Raw genomic sequence first — 15,311 nt, 5'->3', positions numbered from 1 at the left:
ATTTTAGTTAGAAGCCGCTTGAACGTTAATTAATCCTTTTCCATAATAGAACGAATTACCAAGCGGTGTTGCCGTATTTTCTAAGCGCTGACGAACCTGAGACGTTGATAGATTCGGATACTTAGAAAGGATAAGCGCTGCTGCTCCTGCTACATGAGGAGATGCCATCGATGTTCCCGTATAAGATGTATATCCACTGCTTGGTACTGTACTTAAAATCGATGTACCAGGTGCAGAAACATCTAATTCAGGACCTGCGCTAGAAGATGAGTTTCTGACATTGTTGCTGTTCACGTTGGCAACAGCAATCGTAGAGTCGTATTTTGCAGGATAGCCTACGGTGCTGGTAGAGCCAGTGGAACCTGAATTCCCTGCTGCGGCAACGACAACTACTCCGCGATTATTCGCTGTGTCTACAGCATTTTTAAGCGCTGTGGAGCCGTTTGGTCCGCCTAAGCTCATATTGATGACATCCATGTTATTGGCAACAGCCCATTCAATACCACTGATAATCCAGCTGTATTGTCCATCGCCGTAACGATCTAACACTTTAACGGCATACAAGGAGGCGCTTGGCGCAACCCCAAGAACACCAATCGTGTTATCAAGGGCAGCAATGGTTCCGGCTACGTGAGTTCCGTGTGATTGAAAGTCTTGTGTGGCATTTGGCTCTGAAGGGACGAAGCTAGCACCGCCTGCAACATTTAAGTCAGGGTGTGCGGCGTGGATTCCAGTATCAAGGACAGCTACTTTGACGTTAGCACCTTTATAACCTTGAGCGTGTACGGCTGGAGCTTTGATTTGAGGGATACCATAAGGGACGGTTTGTGCATATGCTTCTGCTTTGTGGTCTTCTTCTACATAAGCAATGCTAGGGTCGTGTTCAAGTTTTTTTGCGGCTTGTTCAGACATCTTCACTTGTGCAGCATTAATGAGGCGGTATTGTTTTTCTAATTTCCCACCATTTTGTGTCACTGCTTGTTTCTTAGAGCTGTTTGTGGTGGCAGAAGCTTTAAAGCCAACGATATAGCTTTTTTCACTTTCTGACTTTGAGGCAGTCTCGGCATTTGCCATCGAGCCTCCAAACCCTGCTGAAAACAGAAGAGGGACAGCCAATAAAACACTTGTCATCACATTTTTCTTTTTCACGCACATTCCACATCCCTTTTTCTTATTTCAGAATAATCATCCGTAGTCTATTAGAATGATCCGTTTGATTATTCTGTATTTTCAGTTTAATAGAGATAGGCAAATAAGAGTAGACCCGAATTTTTGTGGAAGTCCTAGCGAAAAATAGGGAATTAAGTCGCTTGGAAATGATGGTAAAATATGTTTATTCTGTATTTCCAACGGTTTTCTATTAAAAAGGAATCGTGCTTTTTTTCTCATGATCCATTTGAGGATAAACATTCGATACCCGAAATGCCATAAAATAGGTAGAAAAGGCTATCATCTATTTCGAATTTCGATATAAAAAAATATTATTTTATCATTATTTTTGACATGAAAAAGAACCTGTTATGAAAACAGGTTCTTTAAGAAGGGGCAGATTGTGTTAAATGGCTGACCACGTTGTAATCGTTCACCTTCCATTCACCATCTGTCCATTCCACATAATTTAAGCAGGCATTCTCAAGTCTTGTATCCTTAATACCCATCTGTTCGTCAGCTAGTGAGGTGAGTAAGGCATGGATGGCAGCACCGTGTGCTACGATTAGTACCCGTTGATCTGGGTAGGTTGCTCTCACTTTTTCGATACCTTCTAGCATTCGATCTTGAAGTGCCGATAGTGGTTCCATATTTGGATACTGTTTATTTGGAAACAGTTTCTGACGTTCCTCAAATGACATGCCTTCAGCGTCGCCATAGTCACGTTCAATAAAATCGTCCATGATCACGAGCGGTGCATGTACATGCTGTAAAATCAAATGAGCTGTTTCTTTTGCCCTTGATAGCGGACTGGAAATGACAACATCCCAGTGGGCATCTTTTAAGTAAAGACCGGTTTGTTCCGCTTGCCATTTACCAGTGTCATTTAAAGGGATATCTGTTCGTCCTTGAATTCGTTTTGCTGCATTCCAATCGGTTTCTCCGTGTCTGACTAGGCAAATTGCTGTCAATCAAATCCCGCCTTTTCTATCTTTTCTTCTATTATACTAAAACAGAAGAAGAATGACTGGATCAGTGATTTGTCAGACTCGTTAAGGACTCGACCGAACTTGCCACTTGGGACACTGTTTGTTTGACTTCTTTCAATTCGTTTAGGAATGTTTGCAAATCTATTTCAATTTTTCCGTTTTGGTTTTTGCTTAAGTTCATGCTGCTGACGATATCATCGAATAGCGAGTTGATTTGGGTCATTTTTTCTTTACTGTCTGTCACAAGTAAATTCACATCAGCAATATGCTGTGACACAATGGCGATTTGTGAATTTGTGTTGTTGACGAGCTCAGATACAGTTGAAACCGTTTTCTTTGTATCCTCTGATAATTTGCGAACCTCGTTTGCAACGACAGCAAAGCCTTTGCCATGTTCACCTGCTCGAGCTGATTCGATTGAAGCGTTTAAAGATAGTAAATTCGTTTGCTCCGCAATACCTGTGACGATCCCAAAAATTTGTTCAATTTGTTTCGCAATTTCTTCTAAGCGTTTAATTTCTGTTTCAATCTTTGTCATACTGCCGTCAATTTGGTTCATTTGCGTCTGCTGAATTTCTAACTCTTTTTTACCGCCAATTGATTTCTCTTCAACTTGTGCTGAGATCTTTGTGCCAGCCTGTGACATATCCGCCATCTCATCAGATTTTGATACAAGTTTGTCCACTGCATTTGTTGTGTTTGAGAAGAGAGAAGCAAGTGAATTAGATGTTTCTGTAATTTTTGTATGAAGCTCTTTTTGCTGTAGTTCTGCTTCATCACGAACTTTAGAGTATTCATTTTGGAACGTATCTAGGACAAGCTGTTGCTCTAGATTTAAAATTTTCGTCGTCGCCTTCACTGCCGTCTGATATTCTTTGAAATCTTGGATATGCTGGGCAAATAAATCCATTATGGATAGCAATAGGTCTTGGAAGGCTGCCATATACCATTTAGGTTGAAGTCCAATTCTTAAATGAACTTGTGCAATTTTAATTCTTTTGGCCACATAAGATTCGTCAATCACACCGGCAAACATTTCACTAATATGAATGCGTAGTGTTTTCTTTAGACGCTCGACTGAGCTGTTATCTTGAATGATGTGCATCAAGGAAGACTCGACTTCTAGGTTTTTATAAAATTTATCGACGATATGTTCAATTTCATCTTGAACGATTGGATTCAGCTGTTTCAAGATAAAAAGGTCTTGCTGCGTCAAATCAATCATTTTAATTTGTTTGGCAATGTCCGTATTCTCCGGAAAATTGATTCGTTTTATCCCATCATCCTGCTGTGTGAAAAAAGCAGTGTTTTTCTTTTTACTCTCTTTTTTAAATAACAATGTGTTTGTCCCCCCATGATCATCAAAAATATCAGACTTTATGTTTTTTATCGGATAATATTGGATTTTTTAAAGGGGAAACAGTGAAATTTTACTGTTCTTTATATGACCTTTTTAGTGGTTTTTTCGCCGGACCTTCTACTACTTCTCCCGTAATGGAGAAACGAGACCCGTGACAAGGACAGTCCCACGTGCGGTCACTATTATTCCACGCGACTTCGCAGCCTAAGTGAGTACAGGTTGTATCGACAAGAAAGAGATCGCCGTCCTCTGACTTAAAAGCGCCACATTTTTTGTGCTCATAAGATACAATGCCGCCTTCACCCGGTTTTAAATCATCAATTGTTTGATCAGCTCGCTTTAATTTACCGCTGATCAGCTTTGCTGCAACATTGGTGTTTTCTTTGATAAAGTCTTTTACGAATGCGTCTGACACGAGTCTTGATGGAGTAAAGAGGGATTCGTAAGGATTCGATTTTCCTTCGATCAAATCTCCGATCAGTGTCGCTGCTACGTGGCTTGTGGTCATGCCCCATTTTCTAAAGCCTGTTGCCACAAAAATATTCGAATGATGTGATGTCAGGCGGCCAATGTAAGGGATTTGATCCATTGTGACCATATCATGAGTGGACCAGCGGTAAAGGACTTCCGTTATACCAAGGGTGGCTTCACCAAACCTTTCTAGTGCTTCATAGTGTGCGGATTCATCTCCGCCTTGTCCGGTTTTATGACCTTGTCCACCGATGAGCACGACATCTTCTCCATGGAATCTCGCCGTTCTTAATGAATGGGCAGGCTGATCAATTCCTAAGTACATGCCGTCTGGGAGCGGTTTTTTTGTTTTGGCTGCGACGACATAAGATTGCTCAGGATGGATTCGAGTGAAATACAGTCCTTTGCCATCGTAAAAAGGAAAGTGTGAGCATGAAATGATAGAGCGCCCCATCAGATGATGGCCACTTTTTGTGATGACAGCAGGGTGTTTTCCTTCTTTTACATCGACTGCCGTTGTCTGTTCAAATATGCGCACGCCTCGGTCAATGAGCTGATCGATCAGTGCATGAAGATAATGAAGAGGATGAAATTGTGCTTGCTGCGTCATGGCGAGGGCTGCCTTGATGCCAGCATCAAACGGGAGCTCTGTTTTCCATTCGCGATCGATACCGAGCTGTTTGTACGCATCTAATTCCTTCTTTAACTTTTTGACGCCGTTTTCTTCTGTTGCATAAAGGTAAGCATCTTTTACCTCAAGATGACAATCAATGTCATACTCTTTCACACGTGCTTGGATGAGTTCCTTTGCTTTTTCATTTGCTTCTACATATAAACGGGCTTTCGGCATACCTATATGCTGAATCAGCTCATGATAGTACACATCATGCTGGGAGGTAATTTTCGCTGTCGTATGTCCGGTGGTTCCTTGCAATACTTGATCAGCATCTATGATGATGACATTCAGTCCGCGTTCTGTCATTTCAAATGCAGTAGCGATACCGGTAATACCGGCACCGACAATGATGACATCTGCTGTAAGATCTTCGCTGACAGTAGGAAAAGAGGGCTTCTCACTATCAGCTAGCCATAACGACTTTGCTTGCTCCGATCCTTTATGTTCTTGTTCCATGTTGTCGCCTCCAGTCACTTGTTGTGTATAATTTTTCCACGATGCTGAAAATCATACATTTTAGTGAAAACAAGAGCGAAATACATAAAAAAATGAGCAACACATAAAAATAAACGAGATAAAAAGGAAGGAGTGGACTGACGTGTCAACAAAGCAGCCAAAGAAAACGTTACCGCCTCAGCATCAGAACGAACGTCCAGGACTTGAATATAAAATGAACCCTAGACCTATCTTTGATCGAGAGGTGCAAGGCAAAAAGCTGACAGGGAAAACGGCGATTGTCACAGGTGGAGACAGCGGGATTGGACGAGCAGTATCTGTCTTATTTGCGAAAGAAGGAGCCAATGTAGCAATTGTTTATTTGAATGAACATCGCGATGCGGAAGAAACGAAGGATTATATTGAAAAGATGGGAGGACGCGCCATTTTAATAGCAGGTGACCTAGGGGATGAAGCTTTTTCAAACGAGGTCGTCAAAAAAACAAAAGATGCTTTCGGTTCGATTGATATTTTGGTCAACAACGCAGGTGAACAGCATCCGCAAAAAAGCATTGAACAGATTACTTCTCACCAGCTTCTTCGGACATTTCAAACGAATATATTTGCCATGTTCTATTTAACAAAAGCGGTGCTCCCTCATTTAAAGAAAGGAAGCAGTATTATTAATACAGCATCGGTCACTGCTTATAAAGGTCATGAAACCTTAATTGATTATTCATCGACAAAAGGGGCGGTTGTAACGTTTACAAGATCATTATCTCTATCTCTGATTAAACAAGGGATTCGGGTAAATGGGGTAGCGCCTGGACCGATTTGGACACCGCTGATTCCATCCACATTTACGGAAAAGGAAGTGTCTGAATTTGGTGGTGATGTCCCAATGGAGCGGCCTGGTGAACCAGTAGAGTTAGCGCCGAGTTATTTATTTTTAGCGAGCGAAGACTCTTCTTATATAAATGGACAAATGATTCATGTGAATGGCGGAACCATATTAAATGGATAAAAACAAAAAACTTGCGGTAAAGAGACAAGTTTCTGTCTCTCTGCCGCAAGTAAAATCATCATGATTGATGTAAGCAGTGTTCTGCATATTGAGCTGACAGGTCATTAAAACGTTTTTCATCACGCTGATCTAGCGCCTTGTCAATCTCTTCTCTAAGGAAGGTTAAGCGCTGTTTATAAAGCGCCTCATCTAAAACCATTTGAATATAAATGTCTAAAATAGTAACGCCATTCTCTTCGGTTTTTTGGGTGTTGCGGGACTTCATGAGCTCAGCATACGTTTTTTTCTCTTTCATAAAGAATCCCCCCGATGCCTTTTTTATAGTATATGGATTGGCGGAGAAAAAATCAACAAGAATTTATAATTTTTAGACAATTTATTTTTGAGCCATATCGACACCCCTTGTCCAGTCGACAAGATGCGATATATCTTTAAAAATGGCTTTTAGATAGATCGAATGTACTAAAAAACATGATAAAAAGATAATTTTAAATAAATATTGAAAAAATCCTGTCGTTTCTTATACGTTGGTGATAGATTAATAGTATCTAAAATAACCAAAAATTAACACAGGAGGAAATGAAGTGTCAGGAATTAGTGAAACACCATTAGATTCATACGTCATTAATCAAACAACAATGGCGGTCCTTCCGGTTGAAGAAGGAAAACGAGTATATTCAAAAGTGATCGAAAGAGAGACAAGCTTTTATGTTGAATTAAAGCCGCTGCAAATTATAGAACGCAGTTGCAGGTTCTTTGGCTCAAGCTATGCAGGCAGAAAAGCGGGAACATATGAAGTAACAGGTATTTCCCACAAGCCTCCCATCGTGATTGACTCATCCAATCATCTGTATTTCTTCCCAACCTATTCATCCAACCGCCCTCAATGCGGATGGATCTCCCACAAATACATTCATATCTTTCAGGAATCATCCCTCGGAGACACGGTTGTTACTTTTACAAATGAGCAATCGGTCAAACTAGATGTCTCATATAAGTCATTTGAGAGTCAGGTACACCGAACAGCGTATCTCCGAACGAAATTTCAAGACCGACTTGATGGAGGTCTTCCTAAGAAACAAGAATTTATGCTGTATCCAAAGGAACAGCAGCTCAACCTTGTGTATGATTTTATCTTAAGAGAACTTCGTAATCGTTATTAGTGAGAGACCAGCGGCAGACAGCCGCTGGACTGCTTACTCATCGCCATCACTTTTTTGCAGAAAAAACCATTGATTATCGTATAAAAAAATATATAATTTATCTATATCGTATAATTTTTTATATAACGAAAGGGGTCATGGGGATGATGTATGAAGAGCTGGACACGCCGGCACTACTCATTGATAAACGGGTGATGATGGAGAATGTAGCGGCGATGCAGCAATACGCAGACCGTCAGCATGTCAAATTGCGCCCTCATACGAAAACGCATAAAACGCCTGCACTTGCCAAGCTGCAGGAAGAGAAAGGTGCATCTGGCATTACGGTAGCGAAAGTAGGAGAGGCTGAAGTAATGGCAGCCCATGGGCTCAAGGATATTTTTATCGCCAATCAAATTGTAGGTGAGACTAAACTCAAGCGGATTCGTAAACTGGCAGAGTCGATACAGATTTCATTCGGTATAGATTGTGTTGAGCATGTGAAGCAGATTGAGCAAGTCTTTTGTGAATCAGAGAAAAAAGCGGAGGTTTTAATTGAGATAGAGGTTGGAGAGGGAAGGTCTGGTGTCATTGAAGAACGTGATTTCTGCCACATATTAGAGGCGATTCAAACAAGTGATGCCGTTCATTTAAAGGGGATTTTTTCTCATGATGGTCATACGTATCAAGCGGAAAGTAAAGCACATTGCCAGACATTATACAATGAGGCTGTAAATCGAACGCTCCGTTTTGCGCAGATTGCAGAAGAAGCTGGTATACCGCTAGAGGTCGTCAGTATTGGATCAACACCGCCATTTTTATTTCAATTTGATATTCCAAAAGGAGTCACAGAAATACGGCCAGGCACATACATCTTGATGGACGCTTCCCAGTCCAATGTAATCGGCACATATTCACATTGTGCAGCATCTGTGCTGACGACGGTCATTAGTAAACCGACAGAGCGCCGGGTGATTACAGATGTAGGGGCCAAGGGGCTGACGGCACAAACGCGTACAAAAGGGCTGACCAAAACAGAGGGTTTAGGCAAAGTGAAAGAACATGATGATGTATTTGTTTCAAGCGTATTTGACGAGCATGCCATTATCTATCATGAAGGCTTTCGTCAAAGTGTACAGATCGGTGAGAAGGTACAAATTATTCCGAATCACATCTGTCCTGCTGTGAATCTTCATGAAAAAGCATACCTCATTCAAGATGGCGAAGTGGTAGAAGAGCTGGAGATTGCTTGTAAAGGAAAGTTGCAATAAATGGGTAGGATCATAGAGGGTGTTGCCGCTATGCACAGCAGAATATAAGGCAGCTTCCATGCTAAGAAAGATCATCATTTGAAATCCATACATCTAAGGAAAAGGCGCCGAAAGGGGTCTTTTTTATTTGAGAAAAAATGACGAAGATGAAATAGATTGAAACCAAATGTGCCTTTCTCGTCGTCTATTGACTGTATCATCATGAAATGGCAGGGAAATGTGAACCATTAGAAGGATTTTCATTCATTTCCGCATAAATCACAGAAGTGATACATGCGGTCTGTTACAATAAAAATAAGTCATTTCTTGCAATGTGTTCGTATGAGGTAAAAGTTGATCATATTTGACCGATATGAACAAATGGGAAAGAGAAATGGGGGCCCTGTATGAAAAAACGATGGCATTTGATGCTGCTATTTACCGTGACAGTGACACTACTCACGGCCTGCAATCAAGCAGGTCAGCCGCCTTCAAAACAAAACACAAAAGAAGCTGCGTATGAACAATGGGTTCAGCGTTATATGGATGAGTTAAATGAAGCATATGAAAACATGACCGATCAATTTATTTCAGATGGACATGGAAAAATTCAAGTAAATGAAAAATTGACAAAAGCGACGAAAGCATTCGACCGTGTCATTCAAAAAGGGCTTACTCATCAAGAAGTGCCAGCTGTGTATCAAAAGGCAGACAAACAATTAAAGACAGGTCTTGCTTCATTTGAAAAAGGAATGAGCAAGGTAGAGCAGCTGTTGAAGCGTCCTGATCAAGAAAAGCTGTTTATGTCAGCAACTCAACATTTTCAAGATGGATTGCAAGAGACAGCCTCTTTCATTGAAGAAGTAGGAAACGTTCAGCAATCACAATGAAAAGCCTGGAAGAGAGACTTCCAGGCTTTTTTAGATGTGCAGTGTTTGCTTTAATCGGCGTACACCTTCTTGAATCATGGCTTCATCCGTACAGGCAAAGCCAAGCAGCAACCCTTTCCTTTTGCTTTCATAACAATAGGGGCTTAATGGATAAATGCCGACACCTGCCGCTTTTGCGGCCTCAATCGTGCCTTGTTCATCAAAGTCTGATGTTCCTTCCAAAAAGACGTGAAGGCCTGTATCGGTTCCATATAAACGGAAGTGTTTGTCAAAGTGATGTGTCAAAAGAGCATCCATCATCGCTGCCTGCCGTTTTTTATACACCTGTCTCATCCGCCTGACATATCGCGTAAACTCGCCTTCTCTGAAAAAAGAGGCAAGAGTGATTTGCTCCATGATCGGCAGCTGTCTTTGAATAAGTGATTGCAGTGCAGCGATTTCTTTGATGACTGCTTTGGAGCCGATGATGGCAGCAAGGCGGATGCCTGGTGCAAGCACCTTGGAAAAACTGACAATATAGATCACATGATCGGGTGCTTCTGAAAATAAAGAAGGAAGCGGTCCGCCATGATAACGATAATCCCCATCAAAATCATCTTCTAATATGTAAGATTGATGCCGCACAGCAAACTGCAGCAGCTCCCGTCTTCTATTGACGCTCATACAGACACCGGTTGGCCGCTGATGAGAGGGCGTTACAGCGATCAGCTTTGTACGTTCTGGCAATGTATTCACCATCATTCCTTCTTCATCGACTGGTGCGGGGTAAATAGTCATTTCGCGATGTAAAAAGGACAACCTAGCTCCAGGAAAACCAGGATCTTCAACAGCGACTGTATCTCCTTTTTTGAGCATGACTTGTGAAATTAAGTCAATGGCTTGCTGTGTGCCCCCTGTTAACACCATTTGGTCTTCTTCTATATCAATGCCGCGTTCAACCGATAAGTATTGGCGAATTTCTGAACGCACTTCCCATAATCCATGCGGAGAAGAATAGCCCCAATCCTTCATATTTAAGCGCTGTAGTGCTTTTAGAAGCGAGCGTTTCCATATGTTTTGAAAATGGTCGTCGATGGCTGGTTCTTGATGGCGGAAATCAATCTCAAGTGTGTCATGAAATTGATTGGCCGAGAGCCAGTGATCCATTTGTTTTTCAGCCTCGTCAAAGTGAGGTCTTGTCGGAAGTGCAAAAGGCGGTTCGTTTTGATGTGGGGGAGAAGCAGCATAGTGATTACTTGAAATGACCTTTGTCCCGCCTCTTCTAGAGGTGCTGACATAGCCTCTTGCTAGCAGTTCATCATAGGCAAGCTGTACGGTGGATCGAGATACGTTGAGCTCTTGTGCTAATACTCTTGTCGGAGTCAACTGATCATCAGGATTCAGTGTGTTTGTATGAATTTTTTGAATGATGCCATTGACGATTTGCTGCCAGAGCGGGGTAGAGCTGGAACGGTCTAAATGAATGTACACAGTGCACCTTCTTTCCTTTGTCATGTCATCATTGATGATGACATGGAATTATGGACTGGTCAATAGCTTCATTTTTGGATGTGGGAAGAAATCCAAATGATGTGTACACTGGTTCATATCATTTACACAGAGGAGAGAGTCCCATGATTCCTGCATCAAAAGAAGAAACAGCACAGCTATCCATGATTCCGTTTGTGTTCGTTTTATTTAGCCTTTTTATGATTACAACAGCAGTGAACCTGCAAGTCCCTCTTTATACGGAATATGCAGAGCAGGCAGGATACGGAAAGGCGTCAACAGCCCTTGTGTTTGCTGCGTATGTTTTCGGACTGATTCCAGTATTACTGTTACTTGGCGGCATGTCTGACCGGGCTGGACGAAAACCGATTTTATTGATCGCTCTTTGCTTTTCATTATGTGCCACCCTGCTCATGATCGTGCATCCGACCATACAAATGCTCTTTGTCGCCCGGCTGCTGCAAGGAGTGGGACTTGGGTTAAGTGTTGGCACATGTACTGCCTACTTGATTGCTTTATATCCAGAGAAATCGGGCTGGATCCCAACGTTTATCGCATTATGCAGTTCAATTGGATTTGGTGGAGGTGCTCTTTTTACAGCGATTCTTTCTTTTGAGCAAGTGTCACTGACGCCTCTTAGCTATTGGATTGTGTTGGTCTTGATTATGTTGACGATTGTTGCTGTATTCTTTTTGGTGCCGCCTGTACAAGGGGATGCAAGTAAACCGCTCATGAACATGCCGAGGTTTCCAAAAGGGACAATGCCTGCGAACATAGCCATTGCTATCGCATGGTCTGTGTGCGGTCTTGTCATTTCGATTTTGCCAGCACAGCTTAAATTAAATGGCTATGAATTGTGGGTAGGCCCGGCGCTGTTTTTTATTAATATGGCAGGTGTTCTGATGCAGCCTTTTGTCCGAAAGATGAATAGCAGTGCAGCGCTTCGTATCGGTTTTATTTGTCTTCCGTGCGGATATGGCCTGCTGTTATTCGGTGCTAATAGCGGGTCTATATTCCTTGTCCTTGCTGGAACTCTTTTAGCGGGCACAGCTTGCTATGGATTTACTTACTTAGGCGGTCTCCAGCTGATTGTTGAGAAAGGGAAGAAGGAAGCGGCTAGAGCCGTTGCTGGATATTACTTGTTTGCGTATCTAGGTCTTGGCATACCAAGTGTGTTCGTTGGTCTCTTTGCTGATATGTACGGTACTCAGACAGTGTTAACGCTCTTTTTCATGCTCGTGCTGGCAGCCTGTCTGATCTTGTTTAGTTTAAGTTTCAGAGAGAGGCAAAAGTGAAATGGATTCTTTCTCTTTCCTCTCCAATTCGTTTAAAATAAAGACAGAAGAGGGGGAGGGAAATGAAAAAAGTACAGCTAAATGGAGCGATGTGCAGATCACAAGAGGAGCTTCATGATCAACTAAAAACAGTGTTACAACTTCCTGATCATTACGGGAAAAATCTTGATGCCCTTTGGGACTGTTTAACAGGAGAAGTGAGCTTGCCTGTAGAGCTTACATGGATTCATTATCAAGCAAGCAAAGACGAGCTTGGTGATTATGCAGAGAATTTGCGGCAGTTATTTCAAGAGGCTGAAGAGGAACTGCAAGGGCAGTTTCAATTGAATATTGAAGTGTAAAAAAGCAGCTGATCCCAAAAGCTGTTTTTTTATGCAGTTTTCACCCTTTCTCATTCTACTATTGAATATTTCACTAAATATGATAATATATGAACTGCCGTTAATTGATAATGATAATCATTTGTGGCAGAGAGCTTGATAGAAAGTGTGAACCCTGTATGAAGTTGTACCAATTAAGTTTGTTGTTTGTGTGTTTGGCATGTGCGTCGCTGTTTGTCGGAGTACAGGACCTGTCTCTTTTACAGTTGTTTCATCTATCAGATGAACAAATGAACACCTTATTTTCAAGTCGCATCCCGCGGCTGATGAGTATTGTGCTTGCTGGCATGAGCCTGAGCTTATGCGGTTTTATCATGCAAAGCATGACGAGAAATAAATTTGTCTCTCCAACGACTGCAGGAACAATGGATTGGGCCAAGCTGGGTATTTTAACCGCTATGCTTGTTTTTACACAGGCAAGCCCGCTGATGAAAATGGCGATTGCGTTTTTATTTACGTTAGCTGGCAATCTATTATTCTTAAAAATTCTACGCCATATTAAGGTGAACGATACGATCTACGTACCGTTAGTCGGCTTAATGTTTGGCGGAATTGTTAGTTCAATTTCCACGTTTATAGCCTATAAATATGATTTGATCCAAAACGTATCCGCATGGCTGCAAGGGGATTTTTCTCTTATTGTTCAGGGGCGTTATGAACTGCTCTATGTGAGTGTTCCTCTATTGATCATCGCGTATTTATATGCTGACCGCTTTACAGTGGCTGGTATGGGTGAGAGCTTTGCCGTCAATTTAGGTTTAACGTATAAACGTGTCATGGCAGTTGGTTTGGTGATTGTTTCGATGATTACTTCTGTAACGATTTTGACTGTTGGCATGCTGCCATTCCTTGGCTTAATCATTCCGAATATTGTATCGATCTACCGAGGGGATCACTTGAAAAAGAGCCTGCCGCATACGGCTTTATTAGGGGCCATTTTTGTGCTCATATGTGACGTGCTCGGACGGGTGATTATTTATCCATATGAAATATCTGTCGGGCTTATGGTCGGCATTATTGGAAGTGCGATCTTCCTGTACATGTTATTAAGGAGGAAGCGCTATGCATAAGAAACGAACATTATTTCTCATTGCAGCCATTGCAGCCGTATTCGTTGTCATCTTCGTCACCTTTCAAATGGGGTACTGGGAGTACACAGTGCCGAGCCGTTTAAAAAAGGTGCTTGCCATGACTTTGACAGGAGGCGCGATTGCCTTTTCCTCTGTTGTGTTTCAAACATTGACCAATAACCGAATCTTAACGCCAAGCATTTTAGGGTTAGACGCGCTTTACTTGTTTTTGCAAACGGCGATTATTTATCTTTTTGGTTCGACCAACTTGATGATCGCGAATAAGAACCTGAATTTCTTTCTCTGCGTTGGATTAATGATTCTGTTTTCTGTGCTTCTCTATACGGTCATGTTCAAGCGCAAAAACAAGCATATTTTCTTACTCCTGCTTGTCGGGATTGTGTTTGGAACATTGTTCAAAAGTCTTTCTTCCTTTATGGAAATGCTCATTGACCCGAATGAATACCAAGTCGTACAGGACAAGTCCTTTGCCAGCTTTAATCACATGAACACAGATATTTTACTCTTCGCTTCTCTTTTATTTGCGGCGCTTTGTCTTTATATTTGGACCTTCCGCGCGAAATTAGATGTCATGTCGTTAGGAAAGGAACAGGCTGTGAATCTCGGGATTGACTATGACGGGATCACAAAAAAGATGCTGATCGTCATTGCCGTCCTTGTTTCTATTGCGACGGCCCTCGTCGGCCCGATTACGTTTCTTGGCTTACTCGTTGTAAATGTGGCAAGAGAGCTGTTTCGTACATATCGGCACACGTACTTGCTATTAGGCTCGTTTTTCATTAGTGTCATTGCGCTTGTAGGCGGGGAATTTCTTGTGGAAAAGGTATTTACGTTTCAAACACCGCTTAGTGTGCTGATTGATTTAGTCGGCGGACTGTATTTTATTTATCTACTTTTAAAGGAGAGTCGTTCATGGTCGTGATGAAGGGAGTTAGTAAGACATATAACGGAAAAACAGTGCTTCACGAAACAACTGTCAGTGTAAAAAAAGGACAGCTGACCTCTCTCATTGGTCCAAATGGCGCAGGCAAAAGTACGCTTTTGTCCATCATGAGCCGCCTGATTCAACCTGATACTGGGGAAGCTTATTTAGAGGACAAACCTTATCGTGCGTACTCTCCTCAGGAGCTTGCGAAAAAAATGAGCATCTTGAAGCAGTCGAACCACATGAGTGTGCGTCTGACCGTTCGTGAGCTTGTCAGCTTTGGCCGCTTTCCTTACTCTCAAGGCCGCTTGACAAAAGAAGATGAGAACATGATTGATGTGTCGCTTCAATACATGAGACTCGTCGAAATCCAGCATCAATATTTAGATGAACTAAGCGGCGGACAAAGGCAGAGAGCCTTTATTGCCATGGTGCTGGCTCAGGATACGGATTATATTTTCTTAGATGAGCCTTTAAATAATTTAGATATGAACCATTCAGTTGAAATGATGAAGCTGTTTCAGCAGCTCGTGAAAGATCTTGGAAAAACGATTGTTGTTGTTCTCCATGATATTAACTTTGCATCTGTCTATTCAGATCACATCGTCGCCTTAAAAGAGGGTCAGGTAATCAAAGAAGGAAGCGTTGATGAAGTGATTCAAACAGAAGCACTTGAACACATTTATGACATGCGCATACCGATCGAAGTCATTCGTGGTGAGCGTATTTGCTTATATTTTTCTTGA

At 41.9% G+C, this 15,311-nt stretch carries 15 protein-coding genes; 9 read left to right on the top strand and 6 right to left on the bottom strand.

Translation table 11 applies throughout. The features are described from left to right. Window positions 1-3 precede the first annotated feature (3 nt). From N521_RS18175 to N521_RS18160, 4 genes are all read right to left on the bottom strand, one after another. Entirely contained in the window at window positions 4-1,149 is a 1,146-nt protein-coding gene (locus tag N521_RS18175; protein ID WP_008348814.1) for a serine alkaline protease SapB, read from the bottom strand. Window positions 1,150-1,535: 386 nt separating this feature from the next. Beyond that, window positions 1,536-2,120 (bottom strand): histidine phosphatase family protein, encoded by a 585-nt coding sequence (locus N521_RS18170; protein ID WP_007497198.1) that lies wholly within the window; start codon window positions 2,118-2,120, stop codon window positions 1,536-1,538. 61 nt (window positions 2,121-2,181) lie between these two features. Then, window positions 2,182-3,543, bottom strand: a complete 1,362-nt coding sequence (locus tag N521_RS18165) for a globin-coupled sensor protein (protein WP_370539267.1) — start codon at window positions 3,541-3,543, stop codon at window positions 2,182-2,184. Between the two features lie 25 nt (window positions 3,544-3,568). Further along, a complete protein-coding gene (locus tag N521_RS18160) occupies window positions 3,569-5,101 on the bottom strand; it encodes an FAD-dependent oxidoreductase (RefSeq protein ID WP_035392509.1) in 1,533 nt (510 codons plus the stop codon). A 142-nt stretch (window positions 5,102-5,243) separates the two neighbouring features. Between N521_RS18160 and N521_RS18155 the strand changes: the two genes are divergently transcribed. Then, a complete protein-coding gene (locus tag N521_RS18155) occupies window positions 5,244-6,104 on the top strand; it encodes an SDR family oxidoreductase (RefSeq protein WP_035392508.1) in 861 nt (286 codons plus the stop codon). A gap of 58 nt (window positions 6,105-6,162) precedes the next feature. Here the strand turns inward: N521_RS18155 and N521_RS18150 are convergent, their stop codons facing one another. Beyond that, window positions 6,163-6,399 carry an IDEAL domain-containing protein gene (locus N521_RS18150; RefSeq protein ID WP_008348804.1) on the bottom strand — a complete coding sequence of 79 codons (237 nt, stop codon included), beginning with the start codon at window positions 6,397-6,399 and terminating at the stop codon, window positions 6,163-6,165. A gap of 289 nt (window positions 6,400-6,688) precedes the next feature. Here N521_RS18150 and N521_RS18145 point away from each other — a divergent pair, with 289 nt between their 5' ends. The 3 genes from N521_RS18145 to N521_RS18135 all read left to right on the top strand — a co-directional run bounded on the left by N521_RS18145 (window position 6,689) and on the right by N521_RS18135 (window position 9,386). Further along, a complete protein-coding gene (locus N521_RS18145; protein WP_017366958.1) occupies window positions 6,689-7,267 on the top strand; it encodes a competence protein ComK in 579 nt (192 codons plus the stop codon). A gap of 143 nt (window positions 7,268-7,410) precedes the next feature. Then, a complete protein-coding gene (locus N521_RS18140; RefSeq protein ID WP_035392505.1) occupies window positions 7,411-8,517 on the top strand; it encodes a D-TA family PLP-dependent enzyme in 1,107 nt (368 codons plus the stop codon). Window positions 8,518-8,903: 386 nt separating this feature from the next. Continuing rightward, window positions 8,904-9,386 (top strand): hypothetical protein, encoded by a 483-nt coding sequence (locus N521_RS18135; RefSeq protein WP_007499155.1) that lies wholly within the window; start codon window positions 8,904-8,906, stop codon window positions 9,384-9,386. A 30-nt stretch (window positions 9,387-9,416) separates the two neighbouring features. Here N521_RS18135 and pdxR read toward each other — a convergent pair whose 3' ends face one another. Beyond that, on the bottom strand, window positions 9,417-10,856 hold the full coding sequence (gene pdxR / locus N521_RS18130) for a MocR-like pyridoxine biosynthesis transcription factor PdxR (RefSeq protein ID WP_197025618.1): 1,440 nt from the start codon (window positions 10,854-10,856) through the stop codon (window positions 9,417-9,419). Between the two features lie 143 nt (window positions 10,857-10,999). Here pdxR and N521_RS18125 point away from each other — a divergent pair, with 143 nt between their 5' ends. From N521_RS18125 to N521_RS18105, 5 genes are all read left to right on the top strand, one after another. Continuing rightward, window positions 11,000-12,169 (top strand): MFS transporter, encoded by a 1,170-nt coding sequence (locus N521_RS18125; RefSeq protein WP_017360232.1) that lies wholly within the window; start codon window positions 11,000-11,002, stop codon window positions 12,167-12,169. Between the two features lie 62 nt (window positions 12,170-12,231). Continuing rightward, on the top strand, window positions 12,232-12,510 hold the full coding sequence (locus N521_RS18120) for a barstar family protein (protein WP_025207101.1): 279 nt from the start codon (window positions 12,232-12,234) through the stop codon (window positions 12,508-12,510). Between the two features lie 158 nt (window positions 12,511-12,668). Further along, on the top strand, window positions 12,669-13,619 hold the full coding sequence (locus N521_RS18115) for an ABC transporter permease (protein WP_017366964.1): 951 nt from the start codon (window positions 12,669-12,671) through the stop codon (window positions 13,617-13,619). Then, complete coding sequence (locus N521_RS18110) at window positions 13,612-14,562, top strand: iron chelate uptake ABC transporter family permease subunit (protein ID WP_019743340.1); 951 nt, start codon at window positions 13,612-13,614, stop codon at window positions 14,560-14,562. Before N521_RS18115 ends, N521_RS18110 begins: the two co-directional genes overlap by 8 nt. Beyond that, complete coding sequence (locus tag N521_RS18105; RefSeq protein WP_019743341.1) at window positions 14,553-15,311, top strand: iron ABC transporter ATP-binding protein; 759 nt, start codon at window positions 14,553-14,555, stop codon at window positions 15,309-15,311. Before N521_RS18110 ends, N521_RS18105 begins: the two co-directional genes overlap by 10 nt.

The sequence above is a fragment of the Bacillus sp. UNC125MFCrub1.1 genome (genome assembly GCF_000701305.1).
Classification (GTDB): domain Bacteria; phylum Bacillota; class Bacilli; order Bacillales; family Bacillaceae; genus Bacillus; species Bacillus altitudinis.
This window is presented reverse-complemented; position numbering and strand designations above follow the sequence as displayed.